The sequence below is a fragment of the Sphingomonas sanguinis genome (genome assembly GCF_001476905.1).
GTDB classification, from domain to species: domain Bacteria; phylum Pseudomonadota; class Alphaproteobacteria; order Sphingomonadales; family Sphingomonadaceae; genus Sphingomonas; species Sphingomonas sanguinis_B.
The window spans coordinates 39,716-57,780 of sequence record NZ_LDTE01000033.1; the positions used below are offsets into that span (position 1 = coordinate 39,716).

10 protein-coding genes are annotated in these 18,065 nt (G+C 67.5%); 9 read left to right on the forward strand and 1 reads right to left on the reverse strand.

Features of this window, described 5'->3' with window-relative positions; translation table 11 throughout:
• Positions 1–5 precede the first annotated feature (5 nt).
• Positions 6–2,051, forward strand: a complete 2,046-nt coding sequence (locus SB4_RS06590; protein WP_058751923.1) for a M13 family metallopeptidase — start codon at positions 6–8, stop codon at positions 2,049–2,051.
• 45 nt (positions 2,052–2,096) lie between these two features.
• Here the strand turns inward: SB4_RS06590 and SB4_RS06595 are convergent, their stop codons facing one another.
• Positions 2,097–5,198 carry an autotransporter outer membrane beta-barrel domain-containing protein gene (locus SB4_RS06595; protein WP_193753750.1) on the reverse strand — a complete coding sequence of 1,034 codons (3,102 nt, stop codon included), beginning with the start codon at positions 5,196–5,198 and terminating at the stop codon, positions 2,097–2,099.
• A 332-nt stretch (positions 5,199–5,530) separates the two neighbouring features.
• Between SB4_RS06595 and SB4_RS06600 the strand changes: the two genes are divergently transcribed.
• The 8 genes from SB4_RS06600 (at position 5,531) to SB4_RS06635 (ending at position 18,059) form a co-directional block, all read left to right on the forward strand.
• Positions 5,531–7,987 (forward strand): S9 family peptidase, encoded by a 2,457-nt coding sequence (locus SB4_RS06600; protein ID WP_058751925.1) that lies wholly within the window; start codon positions 5,531–5,533, stop codon positions 7,985–7,987.
• A 201-nt stretch (positions 7,988–8,188) separates the two neighbouring features.
• On the forward strand, positions 8,189–8,509 hold the full coding sequence (locus tag SB4_RS06605) for a hypothetical protein (RefSeq protein ID WP_058751926.1): 321 nt from the start codon (positions 8,189–8,191) through the stop codon (positions 8,507–8,509).
• A gap of 369 nt (positions 8,510–8,878) precedes the next feature.
• On the forward strand, positions 8,879–10,021 hold the full coding sequence (locus tag SB4_RS06610) for a succinylglutamate desuccinylase/aspartoacylase family protein (RefSeq protein WP_058751927.1): 1,143 nt from the start codon (positions 8,879–8,881) through the stop codon (positions 10,019–10,021).
• 130 nt (positions 10,022–10,151) lie between these two features.
• Positions 10,152–11,348, forward strand: coding sequence for an aspartate aminotransferase family protein (locus tag SB4_RS06615; RefSeq protein WP_058751928.1), 1,197 nt, complete (start codon positions 10,152–10,154; stop codon positions 11,346–11,348).
• A complete protein-coding gene (gene astD / locus SB4_RS06620) occupies positions 11,345–12,766 on the forward strand; it encodes a succinylglutamate-semialdehyde dehydrogenase (RefSeq protein ID WP_058751947.1) in 1,422 nt (473 codons plus the stop codon). The genes SB4_RS06615 and astD overlap by 4 nt, the downstream gene beginning before the upstream one ends.
• Positions 12,763–13,779 carry an arginine N-succinyltransferase gene (locus SB4_RS06625; RefSeq protein ID WP_058751929.1) on the forward strand — a complete coding sequence of 339 codons (1,017 nt, stop codon included), beginning with the start codon at positions 12,763–12,765 and terminating at the stop codon, positions 13,777–13,779. Before astD ends, SB4_RS06625 begins: the two co-directional genes overlap by 4 nt.
• A 21-nt stretch (positions 13,780–13,800) precedes the next feature.
• Complete coding sequence (hglS, locus tag SB4_RS06630) at positions 13,801–15,177, forward strand: 2-oxoadipate dioxygenase/decarboxylase HglS (protein ID WP_058751930.1); 1,377 nt, start codon at positions 13,801–13,803, stop codon at positions 15,175–15,177.
• Positions 15,177–18,059 carry an FAD-binding and (Fe-S)-binding domain-containing protein gene (locus SB4_RS06635; RefSeq protein ID WP_058751931.1) on the forward strand — a complete coding sequence of 961 codons (2,883 nt, stop codon included), beginning with the start codon at positions 15,177–15,179 and terminating at the stop codon, positions 18,057–18,059. The genes hglS and SB4_RS06635 overlap by 1 nt, the downstream gene beginning before the upstream one ends.
• The last annotated feature ends 6 nt before the right edge of the window (positions 18,060–18,065 follow it).

Genomic DNA, 18,065 nt, shown 5'->3' on the forward strand with positions numbered 1-18,065 from the left:
CACTCATGAAGCGCTTCGCCTTTGCCACCGCCCTTCTCGTCACCACCGCCGCCATCGCGCAAACGGGCCATCTGCCGGGCGTGGACAAGGCCTATATGGACCCCAGCGTGAAGCCGGGCGACAATTTCGACACCTATGCCAATGGCGGCTGGCGCAAGACCGCCGAAATCCCCGCCGACCGCTCGTCGATCGGCGTAGGGCTGGACGTGTCGCTGCGCGCCGAGGCCCGCACGGCCGCGATCATCAAGGGCGCCGCCGCGACCAGGGGCGCACCGGGCAGCGACCAGCAGCGGATCGCCGATTATTATGCCGCCTATACCGACACGAACGGTATCGAGGCGCGCGGGCTGACACCGATCCAGGCGAGCCTTTCCGCCATCGCCGCGATCAAGGACAAGAGCGACCTGTCGCGCGCGATCGGCGCGGCGATGCGGTCGGATACCGACCCGTTCAACAACAACAACTACGCCAGCACCAACGACCTGTTCGGCCTGTTCGTCAGCCAGGACCTGAACCAGCCGACGCGCAACGTCCCCTATCTGATGCAGGGCGGCCTGGGCCTGCCCGACCGCGACTATTACCTGTCCGACAAGCCCGAAATGGCGGAGATCCGCAACGCTTATCAGGCCTATCTGACCCAGCTGATGCAGCTGGCGGGGCTTTCCGATCCGCAAGCGCGCGCCGCCCGCGTCTTCGCGCTCGAGACGAAGATCGCCGCCGCCCAGACCGACATCATCGCCAGCCAGGACGCGCATAAGGGCGACAATCCCTGGACCCGCGCCGATTTCGACAAACGCGCGCCGGGGCTGGACTGGACGGCCTTCTGGACGGCGGCGGGCCTTCCCGCCGGGCAGCGCGACTTCATCGCGTGGCAGCCGGAGGCGATCACCAAGCTGTCGGCGCTGGTCGCCAGCGAGCCGCTGCAAAGCTGGCAGGACTGGCTGGCCTTCCACACGATCAACCAGGTCACAAGCGTGCTGCCCAAGGCGATCGACGACGCCTCGTTCGGCTTTTACGGCCGCACCCTGACCGGCACGCCTGCGCAGCAACCGCGCGAGAAGCGCGGGATCGCGGCGGTCAACGGCGCGCTGGGCGAGGCGGTGGGCAAGATCTATGCCCAGCGTTATTTCCCCGCCTCGTCCAAGACCGAAATCCAGGCGATGGTGAAGAACATCGTCGGTGCCTTCGACCGGCGCATCGCCGCGCTCGACTGGATGGCGCCCGCGACCAAGAAGGAGGCGCGGCGCAAGCTGGCCGTGCTGAAGGTCGGGGTCGGCTATCCCGACCATTGGTGGAATTACCCGAAGTTCGAGGTGCGCGCCGACGATCCCGTCGGCAATGCCCAGCGCGCCCGGCTCGCCCTGTACCGCTATCACCTGTCGAAGCTGGGCAAGCCGGTCGACCGCAGCGAATGGTGGATGACGCCGCAGACGGTGAACGCGGTCAACCTGCCGCTGCAGAACGCGCTGAACTTCCCGGCCGCCATCCTCGAGAGCCCCTATTTCGACCCGAAGTTCGACGCGGCCGCCAATTACGGCGCGATCGGATCGGTGATCGGGCATGAGATCAGCCACAGCTTCGACAATCTGGGCGCCGATTTCGACTCGACGGGCCGCCTGCACAATTGGTGGACGCCCGCCGACCTGAAGCGGTTCGAGGCCGCGGGTCAGGCGCTGGTCGCGCAGTACAGCGCCTATGAGGCGCTGCCCGGTCTTCACTTGAACGGCGAACAGGAACTGGGCGAGAATATCGCCGACGTCGCCGGACTGACCGCCGCCTATGAAGCGTACAAGGCCTCGCTGGGCGGCAAGCCCGCGCCGGTCATCGACGGGCTGACCGGCGACCAGCGCTTCTTCCTGGCCTTTGCGCAAGGCTGGCGGACCAAGATGCGCGACCGGGCGCTGCGCGCGCGGATCGCCACCGATGTCCACGCGCCAGCACCTTGGCGCGTGCTGACCGTGCGCAACCTCGACGCCTGGTACGCGCCGTTCCACGTCCAGCCGGGCCAAGCGCTGTACCTGCCGCCCGAAAAGCGCGTCCACGTCTGGTAAGAAGGGCCCCCGGCCCGCCATCAGGGCGGGCCGGGACGAGCCGCATCAAAAGGCGAGTGTCAGCCCCATCTTGCCCGCCACGCCGGTATGGTCCTGCTGGCGCTCTTCGCCGACATCGACATTGACGGCGAAATAGCGGCTGCCCCCCTTCAGCCGGACATTGCCCAGCCAGCCCGCCTTGCGCGCCTCGGGCGTCAGCGCGAAGTCGCTGCCGCCGGCGAAGCTCGCCACCGTCGCGTCCATATGGCTGTTGAGCAGCGCGCGGTCGCCGCCCTCGACCTCGACGCGCAGGAAGCCGCCGTCCTCGGGATCGGGCTTGCGGAAGTTGTAGCCCAGCGCCAGCGTCGTGTTGACGCCCGTCTCATAGGCGCTGCGCCCCGCCAGGATCAGGTCGAAGCCCGCGCCGCCGCCGGTCTCGGCATAGCCATTCTGGTTCAGCCGGACATAGTCGATCGTCGCCTGGGGGCGCAGGTACAGGCGGCCGATATCGAGCTGATAGGACAGGCCGCCCGCCGCGTCATAGGTCCGCCCACGCGAACGGCCATTGGCGGTGCGGCTGAAGGCGTTGCCCCCGCTGGTCCCGTTGAAGGTCCGGTTACCGTCGAAGCTGATCGCGCCGATCATGCCGGTCGCAAAGGCGTGCAGCCCGCCCCACTGGCCGCGCCAGTACAAACCGCCTTTATATTCCTGGCTGGTCATTGTGTCGGCATTTTCGACCGCGTCGTTGATGCCGATCAGATAGGCCACCGACACGCCCACCCGGCCAAAGTCGCCCAGGCCATGTTCCACGCCGCCGGTCAGGCCCCAGCCGCTGACGTCATACCCCGCGCTGCCGCCCGTACCCTTGCGGTCGGCCCAGGCGACCTGCTGCAACCAGCCCGCATAACCATTGTGGCGCAGCGGCGGCATTTCGGGATCGGCCAGGATGCGGTTGAGCGCGCGCGACGACAGGCTGACCGAATCGAAATGGCCACCGCCATCGTCGGGCAGCATCTGGCGAAGCCCCGCCGCGACCTGCGTGCCATTGCCCCAGGACAGGAAGGTATCGCCCACCGCCGCGTCGCCCAGCGCGGCGGCATAGGCAGGGTCATAAAGGCTCGCCAACGCTCCGGTCAGGCCGAGTTGCGCGGCGCTCTTGCGCGCGACGGTGACGATGACGGCATGGCCGGTGGCATCCGCGCCGAGCGTGCCGGTGAACAAATAAGGCAGGCTGAGATCGGCCAGCCCCAGATTGGCCGCACCGTTCAGCGTGCCCGCCTGCAGCACGGTATAGCTGCCGACCGCATTGTTCAGCGCGGTCGCCAGCACCGCGACCTGCGCCCCCGTGCCGATCGTCGCGGTGCCGGTGACGTCGAGCAGGCTGGCGGTGCCGCTCGTTCCGTTCACCGTCACGCCCAGCGTACCGCCGTTCAGCGTCAACGCGCCGATCGTCGTCGTTCCCGTGGCGCTCAGGTTCAACGTGCCGCCATTGATCGTGACGGCGGTGTTGCCCGCATGGGCGAGCCCGCCGGTAAAGGAGGAGGTGCCCGACAGGCCCAGCGTCGAGGCGCCGCCGCCAAAATCGGCCATGCCGCTATAGGTCCCCGCCCCGGCCAGCGTCATCGCATTGCTGCCCGCGCCGAAGGTGACATTGCCCACCACCTTGCCCGCATTGATCGTCAGGCTGTCGGGGCCGCTGCCGAACAGGATCGCGCCGGTGATCGAAGGGGCGATGCTGCCGGTCGTCGGGAAATTCTGGATAACGCTGGTCCCGGTCGCATTGGCCGACAAGTCCATCGCGATCGGGGTGCCTTGGCCATTGGCAAGGATGGTGCCGGTGTTCGTGATCGACGCCAGCGTGCCCGACAGGTCGCGCACCGCATAGCTGGTCGCGCCAGTGGCGGACAGCGCGGTGATCGAGCCGCTGTTGGTCATGGACCCGACCGAGGCGCCGGTGTCGATCAGCACCGCCGTCGATGCCTGGCCCGCGCCGCCCGCCCCGCTGGCATTTACAATACCGCTATTGTCGAGCGCGGGCGCGGTCGTGCCGCTGCCGATCCAGATACCCGTCGCGCTGGCGGCATTGGACAACGCGCTAACGCTGCCGCGCACGACCATGCCGCCGGTCAGGGCGGTGGCGCCGCCCAGGCCGCCGATACGCACCGCATTGGTCGCATTGCCCGCATAGACGCCCGAGCCGGTCGCGGTGCCATTGATCGCGACGCTATAACCGCCGGTGTCACCCGCAATCGCGCCGATCGTCGTCGCGCTGCCGGCCGACCCGATCTGAAGCGCGGGCGCACTGCCATAATTGGTCAGCGTGCCCGCCGTCGTCGTGGTCGTTCCGTTGGTCGTCGTGCTGGTCGCCGCCGCGATGGTGACGCCGCCGCCGACATTGCCCGCAACCCACAGTGTCGGGCCGCCCAGCGCCAGATTCTGCGCGGTCAGGCTGGCCACGCTGGTCGGCAGTGTCACCGAGCTATAGCCGCTGGTCGCCATCGTCGCGGTCACGTTCACCGCGCCGGACACCGCCCCGTTCAACACCGTCGCACTGCTGCCCGTGCCATAGGTGGAGATCGAACCGCCCAGCGTCACGTCACCGTTCACCGCGCCGGTGACAATGCCATAGCTGGCATCGCCGTATACCGTGGTCGTGCCGCTATGGACCAAGCTGCCGTTCAATGGTCCGCCGAGCGCGATGCCCGCGCTGGTGTTGCCGTTGACCGTGATCGTGCCGCTATTCGTGATCGTGCCGTTGAACGCGCCCAGCGTCTGGATGCCGAACCGGGCCGCCCCTTGCGCATACGGCCCATCGAGCACGCTGTCGCCATTGGTGTCGGTGCGCGTATAGCTTTCGGTCAGCGCGATCGAGCCGCTGTTGGTGATCCCGCTGGCGACGCCGGGATTGGCCAGGATGCCGATACTGTTGCTGATGTCTTTCGACGTGATTGAACCGGCATTGGACACGGTGGCGTTGCTATCGATGGTGACGGCCGCTCCCGCCCCGCCCGGCGTGACCGACCCGCCGCTGGCGATCGTCACATTCCCCGCGGTCGAGGTCGCGAGCGGCGTGGTGGTCGCGCCGCCCACGGTCGTATCGGCCAGCGCCGGGGTGGCGATCAGACCAAAGGCCACGGTCGAGAGATAACGGATCGTCCTTTGCGCCACGCGGAACCCCAACATTATGGCGGATGATCCGCCTGGAAAGGATACAGGTCCGCCACACAGCCAGACCAATTCCCGCCCCTAATTATCGCAGCGATCGAGCGTCAAATTAAAAGGATTATATATTCAACATCTACAGATTACATCTTCATCATGTCAGTTTTCGTAAAATTTCTTTCCTATATTACCATGCTATATTTGTATCAAAATGTCTCGAACTGTCGCAAAACTTCCGACGCAGGATTTGGTCGAGCCGATATTTCCCCGGCCGGGGTCTGGCGTGGGCGGCGCGGGCGTGCCACACCCCCTTTGCACGTCATAACAAGGGGTTGGGAATGCGCGTCGGAACTCGTTTGGCCTCGGTCTTTCTGGCAACCAGCGCGGCCGTCACCGCCCCCGGCCTGGCACAGGCGCAAACACCAGGCACCCCCTATCACCGCGCGCCCGACGCCATCGCGAAGGCACTGGAAACGCCGCCGACCCCGGCGGTCGCACTCAGCCCCGATCATCGCACTCTGGCGATCCTGGGCCGCGAGAACCTGCCCTCCATCGCCAATCTGTCGAAGCCGATCCTACGGCTGGGCGGATACCGCATCGACCCCGCCACCAACGGCCAGGCCGAGGTGCGCGTCGCGTGGCTGAATGCGCTCAGTTTCCAGGATGTGGCGAGCGGCCGGACGGTCGCGGTCAAGCTGCCCCAAGGCACCCGCTTCGCCGCGCCGGACTGGTCGCCCGACGGCGCCCACCTGGCCTTTTACGTGCAGGAGCCGAACGGCCTCTCGCTCTGGGTCGCCGATCGCGACGGATTGGCCCGGGCGATCGCCAAGGGGCTGAACGGCACGTTCGGCACGCCCTTCGCCTGGACGCCCGACAGCCGCGCACTGATCGCCTATATGGTCGCGCCCAACCGTAGCGCTCCGCCCGCCGCCGACCCGACCCCGGCAGGCCCGATCGTACAGGAAAGCCATGGCCGCACATCGGCGGCGCGAACCTATGAGGACCTGCTCGGCGATGCGCATGACGAGGCGCTGTTCGACTATTATTTCACAGGCCAACTCGTCCGGGTCGACCTGTCCGGTGCCGCTCAAGCCATCGGCGCGCCGGGGCTGATCGCGGACTTCAGCATTTCGCCCGATGGCCGCTACCTGCTGACCGAGCGGCTGAAGCGCCCCTATTCCTATCTTCTTCCTGCACGCTTCTTCCCAACGGAAATCGCGGTCGCCACGATCGAGGGGCAACCGGTGAAGACGCTGGTCGACCGGCCGCTCGCAGACGATCTGCCGGTCGATTTCGATGCGACCGTCAAGGGCCCGCGGGACGCGGTATGGCGCTCGGACGCGCCCGCCACGCTGGTCTGGGCCGAGGCACTCGATGGCGGCAACCCCAAGGCCAAGATCGCCTTTCACGACAAGGTGATGATGCAGGCCGCCCCCTTCACTGCCGAGCCGGTCGAGCTGGCAAAGACCCCTGCCCGCTATGCCACGACGATGTGGGGCGATGACGACTTTGCGATGGTCGTCGACCGCGAATGGCGCACGCGCACCGAACATCGGCTGGCGGTGTCCCCTGCCCGTCCCGGAGAGCCCCGCATGCTGCTGACCCGCAATTACCAGGACCAATATGGCGACCCCGGCCGCCCGGTCCTGGAGGAAAATGCGGCGGGCAAGCCGGTGATGCGCTTCACGCCCAAGCACGACGCCGTCTATGTCACCGGCGAAGGCGCGACCAAGGCGGGGGCCTTCCCCTTCCTGGCGACGATGCCCCTCAGCGGCAGTGAGCAGACCCGGCTGTGGACGGCCAAGGCTCCTTATTACGAAAGCGTCGTCGCGATGCTCGACGATCAGGGACAGCGCATCCTGACCCGGCGTGAAAGTGCGACGCTGGTCCCCAATTACATGATCCGCTCCGTAAAGGGCGGCGGCGTGAAGCCGGTCACCCGCTTCACCGATCCCGCACCGGTCTTTGCGGGCGTGACCCAGCGGACGATCACCTACACCCGCGCCGACGGGCTGCCGTTGTCGGGCTCGCTTTACCTGCCCGCCGGTTATGATGCGAAGCGCGACGGGCCCCTGCCGACCCTGCTCTGGGCCTATCCGGCCGAATATACCGATGCGAAGGTCGCCGGTCAGACGGTCGATCAGGGCAATCGCTTCGTGCGGCCGCGCGGGATCAGCCATCTGTTCCTGCTGACCCAGGGCTATGCCATCCTCGACAACCCCGCCATGCCGATCATCGGCGAGGGCGGCGCGGAGGCCAACGACACCTATGTCCAGCAGCTTCAGGCCGATGCCCAGGCAGCGGTCGACGCGGTCGTCAAGCTGGGCGTCGCCGACCGGACCCGCATGGCGGTGGGCGGCCACAGCTACGGCGCGTTCATGACCGCCAATCTGCTCGCCCACACCAAGTTGTTCCGCGCTGGCATCGCGCGGTCGGGCGCATACAACCGCACCCTCACCCCCTTCGGCTTCCAGGCCGAACAGCGCACCTATTGGCAGGCGACCGACACCTATACGAAAATGAGCCCCTTCACCTATGCCGACCGGATCAAGGCGCCGATCCTGCTGATCCATGGCGGCGCCGACGACAATAGCGGCACCTTCCCCATCCAGTCGGAGCGGATGTACGCCGCGCTGAAGGGTAATGGCGCGACGGTGCGCTATGTCGTCCTCCCCAACGAGCCGCATGGCTATCGCGCGCTGGAGTCGACCGAAGAGACGCTGTGGCAGATGACCGACTGGCTCGACCGCTACGTCAAGCCACCGGTCCCCGCTGCGCCGCCCGCCGCGCGGTAATTGCCGCAACGGCGCGCGACGCGTGATGGAAGAGAAGTCCTGAAATGCTGGTCGTGGCGCTGGTTTGCAGTCCGCCCCGATACGCAATGCCGCCTTTTTCGATGCTGGATATGAGACGATCGCCGCACATGGTCGGGCTCGCCGGGCTGCGGCGAACGCGAAATTGTGCGTGGATCGAGCTGGCATGCTAGAGGCCGCCGCATGGCAAAATCCCAAAGCAACACCGGTACGGTCAACGTCGATGGCGACCAATATGATTGGCGCCTCCAGCGTGAGCCGCATCTTTCCGATGACGAAGGCTGGAAGGGGATGACCATTTCCCTGGTTCAGCAAAACACCAAGCGCGAGGCGTGGGTCGAGTTTCCGGCACCCAAGCGGCTGTTGAGGGGTTTGCCGCCCGGTCGTCTGCAGCTTGATGATGCAACGATTTCGCGTTGCGTGCGGGCCGCTCTGGCAGCGGGTTGGGAACCCATGTCGCGCGGCAAGCCGGTGGTATTCACGGTCGACGCCGAAGGCAACTGACCCCAGGTCCACCACCCTGCGGCGTTCGGGATCACACCGTCCAATCGGGGGTCAGACACCTGACGCGCCAGCACGTGGCAAAGCAGGCACGGGACGATGGCGAAAGACCGTGAAGGATATCGCGTCGCGGTCGAGAAAATCGAACCCAATGCCCATCCGTCAACAGGACGGATAGAGAAATGGCGCACCCAGGATGGAAGCAATGGATACGCGGACCGTGGCTGAAGCTGCTACCTCCCTGACAGAATTGCGAAATCCTTCATGTCGCCTTCCGTGATGAGCGGGACGCATCAAGACATGACGGATTATCGCTTGGCCGCACCCGTAACGACATGGCACGCTTTGCTCTTGTCGTCCTGGAGAGCCGCCATGTCTCGTCTGCTTCCCGTTCTTGCTCGGCCCCTGCTGGCGGTCGCGCTGTTCGCCGCCGTCCCCACCGCCGTGATGGCGGGCGAGCCGGGGGACCGGATCGACGGATCGCCGGTCATCGAAAAGCTGGACGTCGCCACCATGCCTGGCGGCAAGACGCGCTTGTGGCTTCGGGTCGACGATAATGAGATCGGTCAGGGCTATTATGTGCCGATCATCGTGGTGAAGGGGGCGCAGCCCGGTCCCCGATTCCTGCTGACCGCCGGCATCCATGGCGACGAACTGAACGGCATTGGCGTGATCCACCAGTTGGTCGAAGGGCTCGACCCAGCGACTATGAAGGGGACGCTGATCGCCATGCCCGGCCTCAATGCGCCGGGCCTGCGCAATTCGACGCGCGCTTTTACCGGCGGCCACAATGGTTCGGGCGAGAATCTCAACCGCCTGATTCCGCGCGATCCGCATGTGCAGGGCGATGAAGGCAATGCGGCGCAGCGTTATGCCCGGCGGCTATGGTCGCGTGTCTTTACCGGCAATACCGATTTCGCGATCGACCTGCATACCCAGTCGCGCGGGGGTGCCTATCCGGCCTATGTCTTTGTCGCGACCCCGGTCGCCAAGCGGATCGCGATGATGCTGCGACCGGACAGTGTCTATGTGAATGCGGGCATCGACGGCGCGGTGGAGGACATGCTGAATGCCAATGCCATCCCGGCCGTCACCTATGAGCTGGGCGGTGCGGAGGTGTTCGACAATGCGATGATCGCGCGGGGCCTGCGCGGCGTACGCAATGTGATGATCGACCGGGGGATGCTGCCGGGCAAGCCCGATATCCGCGATCCGGAACCCTTTCTCGGCAATGTCGTGACCAATGTCGACAGCCCGCGCGGGGGATGGGCGCAGCTGCGCGTGAAGTTGAACCAATATGTGAAGAAGGGCGATGTGTTGGCGATCGTCACCGACCCGTTCGGGCGGACCATCGCCACCCTGACCGCGCCGCTCGACGCGCGGGTTGCGGGCTTGGGCACCGATCCACGGACCCAGCCGGGCGACATGGTCGTCCGACTGCTGTCCTGGGACGACAGCCTGCCGTGCAAGCGCGACGGATGCCCGTCGACCGTCACCCCGATCAAGGCACGCTGAGGCCGCTGTCTTCATTCCCATCGCTCATCAACAGATGACGCCAATGCGTTTGTTCACGGTCCTTCCAGGGGCCAAATAGGGCGGCAGCCTGACCCGCCAGAGCATTCCCGAATCCGTAATAGGAGCCGTCATGACCGATCCGCTGATGAACCTGTACAACCGCGCACCGATCGCGGTGGATCGTGGCGAGGGCGTGTGGCTGATCGATACCGAGGGGCGGCGCTATCTCGACTGCGTGGCGGGCATCGCGACCGACGCGCTGGGTCATGCCCATCCTGCTTTGGTCGCCGCGCTGACCGAACAGGCGGGCAAGCTGTGGCATGTCTCCAACATCTTCCGCATTCCGGGGCAGGAAGCGCTGGCGCAGCGGCTGGTCGATGCGTCCTTCGCCGATTGCGTGTTCTTCGCCAATACTGGCACCGAAGCGGTCGAATGCGCGATCAAGACCGCGCGCCGCTATCATCACGTCAACGGCCAGCCGGAGCGGATCGACATCGTCGGCTTTGCCGGGTCGTTCCACGGCCGCACCTATGCCGCGATCAACGCCTCGGGCAATGCGGGATATATGGAGGGCTGTGGCCCGCGCCTGCCGGGCTTCGTCCAGTTGTCGATCGATGACGCGGCGGCGATCGAGGCCGCCATCGCCAGCCCGACCACGGCGGCGGTGATCGTCGAGCCGGTGCAGGGCGAAGGCGGTGCGCGCGCACTGTCCGGCGAATGGCTGCTGCGCCTGCGCGAACTGACGCGCCAACACGGCGTGCTGCTGATCCATGACGAGGTGCAGAGCGGCATGGGCCGCACCGGCAAGCTCTTCGCGCACCAGTGGTTCGACGGCGCGGCGCCCGACATCATGGCGCTGGCCAAGGCGCTGGGATCGGGTTTCCCGGTCGGTGCCTGCCTCGCCACCACCGAGGCGGCGAAGGGCATGACACCCGGCGTCCATGGCACGACCTTCGGCGGCAATCCGCTGGCCATGGCGGTCGGCATCGCCGCGTTCGACACCATCGCGAACGAGGAAACCCTCGCCCATGCCCGTGCCGCGAGCGCCGATTTCTTCGAGCGGCTGGAGGCGCTGCGTGGCCGCTTCCCCGATGTGATCGCCGAAGTGCGTGGCAAGGGGCTGCTGATCGGCCTCAAGATGATCCCGAACAATCGCGAGTTCATGGGAATCGCGCGCGACCATGGCATATTGGTCGCGGGCGGCGGTGAGAATTGCGTCCGCCTGCTGCCGTCGCTGCTGATCTCGGGCGAGGAGATTGCCGAGGCGGTCACCCGGCTGGAAGCGGCGTGCGTCGCGGCGCGCGGGCTGATGGCGAAGGCGGCATGAGCGTGTTGACCTCGACCTGCCCGGCGACGGGCGACACCGTCTGGACCGGTCCGGTCGCCAGCGGCGCGGATGTCGATGCAGCGGTCGAGCGCGCCCGTGTGGCGTTTCGCGACTGGCGGCGCACCCCGGTCGCGGAACGGGTCGCCATCGCGCGCGCCTATGCCGCCGTGCTGAAGGCGCGCACCGCCGAACTCGCCGAGCTGATCGCGCGCGAAACCGGCAAGCCGCTGTGGGAAGCCACGCAGGAGGTCGGTACGATGGTCGGCAAGGTCGAACTGTCGATCGCCGCCCAGGCCGAACGCGCGGGCGAAAAGCGCAGCGCGATGCCGTTCGGGGAATCGGTGCTGCGCCACCGCCCGCACGGGGTGATGGCGGTGCTGGGGCCGTACAACTTCCCCGGCCACTTGCCGAACGGCCATATCGTGCCCGCGCTGCTCGCCGGGAACACGGTGGTGTTCAAGCCGTCAGAACTGACCCCGGCGACCGGCGCGGCGATGGCGGACGCCTGGAGTGAAGCCGGTCTGCCCGAAAACGTGTTGCAGGTCGTACAGGGCGCGCGCGAGACCGGCGCGGCGCTGGTCGCGGCGGATATCGACGGGCTGCTGTTCACCGGGTCGGCGACCACCGGCGCGCATTTCCGCCGCGCTTTTGCCGAGCGGCCGGATGTGATCCTTGCGCTGGAACTGGGCGGCAACAACCCGCTGATCGCGTGGGACGGCGACGTGACCGAGGTGGCCGCGCTGATCGTCCAGTCGGCCTATATCACCACCGGACAGCGTTGCTCCTGCGCGCGCCGCCTGATCCTGCCGACCGGCGCGTTCGGGGATGCGGTGGTGGAGGCGATCGCCGCGCTGATCCCGCGCCTGACCATCGGGCGCTGGGACGAGAACCCCTATATCGGCCCGCTGATCTCCGACGCCGCCGCCGCGACCGCCCGCCGCCAAGTCGCTGCACTGGAGGCGGCCGGGGCGCGCGCCATCGTGCCGTTCGGCGGGATCGAAGGGCGCAGCGCCGCCTTCGTCATGCCCGCGCTGCTCGACGTAACCGGCGTGGTCGTGCCCGACGAGGAGATTTTCGCGCCGGTGCTACAGGTCGTCCGCGTCGCGGACTTCGATGCCGCCATCGCCGCCGCGAACGACACCCGTTTCGGCCTGTCCGCCGGACTGCTGACCGACGACGATGCGTTGTGGGAGCGTTTCGTGCTCGATGCGCGCGCGGGCGTGGTCAACCGCAACCGCCCGACCACGGGTGCGGCGGGGGCGCAGCCCTTTGGCGGGATCGGCGATTCGGGCAATCACCGCCCCAGCGCCTATTATGCCGCCGATTACTGCGCCTATCCGATGGCGAGCTTCGAGGCCGGTAGCGCGACGGGCAATTGGGACGCGCTGAAGCCGGTATTGGGAGCCGGCGCGGCGTGACGATCGTCCTGCGGGCCGCGGGCGGGCACGACCTGTCGGCGCTCTATGCCATGGCGCAGACCACCGGTGGCGGGTTCGTCAACCTGCCGCCGGACAAGGCCAAGCTGGCCGAGCGGCTGGCCGCCGCCGATGCCGCCTTTGCGCGCGACACCGACCGCTTCGGCGTCGACCGGTTCCTGTTCGTGCTGGAGGATTTGGGCACCCACGCGATCCACGGCACCTGCCAGATTTTCTCGCATATCGGAACCGACGCGCCCTTCTACAGCTATCGCATCGACCGGCACGGCGCGGACCATGCCGTGCTGGGTCGGTCGGTCGATCACACGACGCTGACCATCTGCACCGACCATGCCGGGTGCAGCGAGGTGGGCGGACTGTTCCTGCGCGCCGATGCCCGCGCGGGCGGGGCAGGCACCTTGCTGGCGCGCAGCCGCTATCTGTTCATTGCGATGCACCGCCCGCGTTTTGCCGACCGGACCATCGCCGAATTGCGCGGCGTGGTCGACGAGGCGGGCGAGGCGCCCTTCTGGGACGGGATCGCCGCGCGCTTCTTCGGCATGGGCTTTGCCGCGGCCGATGCGTTCAACGCGGAGCATGGCACCCATGTCCTGGCCGGGCTGATGCCGACCACGCCGGTGCTGCTGGCGATGCTGCCCGACAGCGCGCGTGCCGTGCTGGGTGTCCCCCACCCCTCCGGCCGCCCCGCGCTACGGCTGCTGGAGAAGGAGGGATTTCGCCACGACCATTATGTCGACTTGTTCGATGGCGGCCCGACCGTGACCGCCGCGACCGACGACATCGCCACCATCCGATCGGCGCGCACCGCCATCGTCCGCGCGGTGGGGCATAGCGACAGCACCACGCCCGCCATCGCCGCCGCCGGTCGGCTGGCGGGATTTCGCGCCTGTTTCGCGCGCATCGCGCCCCAGGGCGACGGCATCCTGCTTGACCCCGACGCCGCCCGCGCGTTGCATGTCGGCATCGGCGATACCCTTACCCATGCCCCGCGCTGACCCTATCTGTCCGAGGTGACCATGACCCACAGCTTCACAACCCCCGACGCGATCCGCACCCGCTTTTCCGAAGCCATGTCGGCCATGTACCGCGCCGAGGTGCCGCTCTACGGCGATCTGCTGTCGATCGTGGCCGAGGTGAACGCGCAGGTGCTGGCCGACCGCCCCGAATTGGCGGCAGAGATGGCGGCAGCGGGCGAACTCGACCGGCTGGACGTCGAACGCCATGGCGCGATCCGGCTGGGCAGCGCGGCGGAATTGCACAGGATGCGCCGCGCCTTTGCGGTGATGGGGATGTATCCGGTCGGCTATTACGACCTGTCGGTGGCGGGCGTACCGGTCCATTCGACCGCCTTTCGCCCGGTCGACGATGCCGCGCTCAACGCCAATCCGTTCCGCGTCTTCACCTCGCTGCTGCGCCTCGAACTGATCGAGGATGAAGCGTTGCGCGCCGAGGCGGAGACGATCCTGTCGACGCGGCAGATATTTACCGACGAGGCCAGCCGCCTGATCGAACGGGCCGAGGCGCAGGGTGGACTGAACGAGGACGAGGCCGACCGCTTCGTCGCCGCGCTGCTCGAAACCTTTCGCTGGCACGGCGATGCGCGGGTCGATGCCGCGACCTATGACCGGCTCCACGATGCGCACCGGCTGATCGCCGATGTCGTGTCGTTCCGCGGGCCGCATATCAACCACCTGACCCCGCGCACGCTCGACATCGACGCGGCGCAGGCGGCGATGCAGGCGAAGGGGATCGCGGCCAAGGCGGTGATCGAAGGGCCGCCGCCGCGCGTCGTCCCGATCCTGCTGCGCCAGACCAGCTTCAAGGCGATCGAGGAGGGCGTGACTTTCCCCGGCGACCGACCGGGCCATCACACCGCCCGTTTCGGCGAAATCGAACAGCGTGGCGCGGCGCTGACCGCCAAGGGGCGCGCGCTGTATGACCAACTGCTGGCGGCCGCCCGTGGCGAACAGGGGTCGCAGGGCGACAGCTATGCCGAGCGGCTGGCCCTCGCCTTCGCCGCCTTTCCCGACACGGCGGAGGCTCTGCGCGAACAGGGGCTGGCCTGGTTCCGCTACGACCTGACCGAGGCCGGGCAGCGGCTGGTCGCGACCGGCGTGCAGCCGGCGGGCGATATCGATGCATGGCTGGCGGCGGGTTATGTCCGCGCCCAGCCGATCGTGTACGAGGATTTCCTGCCGGTCAGCGCGGCGGGCATTTTCCAGTCCAATCTGGGCGGCACCGAACAGCGCAGCTATGCGGCATCGGCGGCGCAGGCCGTGTTCGAGGAGGCGTTGGGCGACAAGGTGCAGGACGAACTGGCGCTCTATGCCGATGCGGAGGCACGGTCGATGCAGCAGGTGCGCGACGCCTTGCGCGGGGCAGCGGCGGCCTGATGGCGGCGGTCGCGAACCTGCTGCGCCGCCTCGACCAGGCGGGCTTTGCCGGTGATGCCGAGGACGGCATCGGCGCGCGGCAGGTCGCATCGACCGACAACAGCATCTATCAGGTCCGCCCGGCGGCGATCGTCTATCCGCGCACCGGCGAAGACGTGACCCTGCTGGTCCGCACCCTTGCCGATACCGGCCTGTCGCTCACGCCACGCGGCGGCAATACCGGCACCAACGGCCAGTCGCTGAACGACGGGATCATCATCGATTTCGCCCGTCATATGCGCGGGATCGGCGCGTTCGATCCCGAGACGAACATCGTCACGGTCGAACCGGGCGTCGTGCTGGACCAGCTCAACGCCTTCCTGAAACCGCATGGCCGCTTCTTCCCGCCGATGGTGTCGACCGCCAGCCGCGCGACGATCGGCGGGATGGTCGCGACCGATGCGTCGGGCAAGGGGTCGCGACGCTGGGGCAAGACGTCGGACTATATCGCCGCGATCGACCTGACCCTGTCGGACGGCACGCCGTGGCGCGCCGAACCGATGACCCGCGCCGAGGCGGAGGCGATCGCGGCGGGCAGCGGCATCGTCGCCGATATCCACCGCGAGGCGCTGCGCATCGTGACGGAGCGCGCCGACGATATCGCGTCGATCTTCCCGGAGATGAACCGCGGCCTGACCGGCTATAATTTGCAAAAGACCTGGGATGCCGCGGCCGACCGGTTCTTTCTCGGCTATCTGCTCGCCGGGTCGGAGGGGACGCTGGCGATCACCCGCTCGATCAGCTTGCGGGTCGCGCATCGCCCAAAGAAGCGCGCGCTGGCGGTCATCCGCTATGCCGCCTTCGATACCGCGATGCGCGACGTACAGCGGCTGATCGCCGCCGATCCGGTCGCTATCGAGATCCTCGACGACAAGGTGCTGGGCGTCGCGCGCAGCGATATCATCTGGTCCAGCGTCGAGGGGCTGCTGGGCGGGGCGAGCGACGCGCCGGTGGCGGCGATGAACTTCATTGAATTCACCGCCGACGACGATGCGACCATCGATACAGGGCTAGCCGCGCTCGCCGATATCGGGCCGCAGGGTGACATGCGCATCGTGCGCGACGATACCGCCATCGGGCAGCTTTGGACCTTGCGGGAAAAATCAGTGGGCCTGCTCGCCCGACTGGGTGGCGCGCGGCAGGGCATTCCCTTTGTCGAGGACACCGCCGTCCCGCCGGAAAAGCTGGCCGATTTTGTCGCCGAGTTTCGCGCGCTGCTCGACGGCCACGGCCTCAACTACGGCATGTTCGGCCATGCCGATGTCGGTTGTTTGCACGTCCGCCCCTTCCTCGACCTGCGTGACCCGGCTCAGGCCGCGCTGATCCGCCCGATTTCGGACGAAGTGGCGCGGCTGACCAAATCCTATGGCGGGTTGCTGTGGGGCGAACATGGTCGCGGCTATCGCGGTGAGTTCTCGCCGCTGTTCTTCGGTAGCCTCTACCCCGAACTCCAGGCGCTGAAAGCGGCGTTCGATCCGCACAACCGGCTCAACCCCGGCAAGCTCGCCGCACCGGCCGGGCAGCCGATCGACCGGATCGATGGCGTATCCTTGCGCGGCGAGGCCGACCGCCGGATCGACGCGACGCGCTCCAAGGACTTCGACCGCGCGGTGGCGTGCAACGGCAATGGCGCGTGCTTTGCGTGGGACTCGCTCGACGTGATGTGCCCGTCCTACAAGGCAACACGCGACCGCGCGCAGTCGCCCAAGGGCCGTGCGTCGTTGTTGCGCGCCTGGGCCCGGTTGGATTCGATCGCCGAGCCGACCCCGGCGGAAGTCGCCGAACGCGATGCGCTGGCCGCCGATACGCAGGCGTCGCTCGCCACCTGTCTGTCGTGCAAGGCGTGTACGACTTTGTGCCCGGTGAAGGTCGACGTGCCGACGATGAAGTCGCGCTTCGCCGAGCGCTATTGGGCCAAGCGCGCCCGCCCGCTGCGCCACCGCGTCGTCGCGCAGATGGAAGCCATGCTCGCCGCCGCGCGGAAAATGCCCAGGATCGCCAATGGCGTCGCCAGCAGTCACCGCGCGAAAGCCGCGCTGGAACGCACGCTTGGTTATGTCGACTTGCCCGCCTTCGCGGTGGCGGCCCCGCACACCCTTCCGCCTGTTGTGTCGAAGGCGAAGATCGACGCACTGCCAGCAGACGCGCGGGCGAACATCGTCATCCTGGTCGAGGACAGCTTCACCGCCAGCTTCGACGGCCCGCTGGTCGCTGCCGCCGGGCGGGTGCTGGCGGTGTGCGGATATACCGTGCTGCGCCTGCCGCCGCGCAGCAATGGCAAGGTGCTGCACCTGTTGGGACTGCGCGACCGCTTCGCCCGCATCGCCGCCAAGCGCATGGCGGAGGCGAAGGCACTCGCCGATCTGGGCGTGCGGCTGGTCGGGCTGGATGCCGCCACCGCGCTGATGTTCACCCAGGAATTTGCCGAGATGACCGGCAACGGCGTCGAGGTCGCCGGGCTGGAGACCCTGCTAGCCGAGGCGGTTCGACAGGGCCGCATGCCCGCCGCCGCCCGCGCCGCTCCGCCGCAACGCCTGCTGGGCCATTGCACCGAACAGGCGCTTCGCCCGCAGGCGCTGGCGCTCTGGGCGGAGGCGCTGGCCGGGTTCGGCATCGTCGCCCAGCCGACCAAGACCGGTTGCTGCGGCATGGCCGGACTGTTCGGGCATGAGGCGCAAAACCAGACGCTATCGCGCGATATCTTCGCGCTTAGCTGGGCAGCCGTGACCCGCGACGATGCGATGCTCGCCACCGGTTTTTCCTGCCGTTGCCAGACCAAGCGCCTGACCGGCCGCCGTCCGCTGCACCCGGTCGAACTGATCGACCGGGTGCTGGCGGGGTAGCACCCG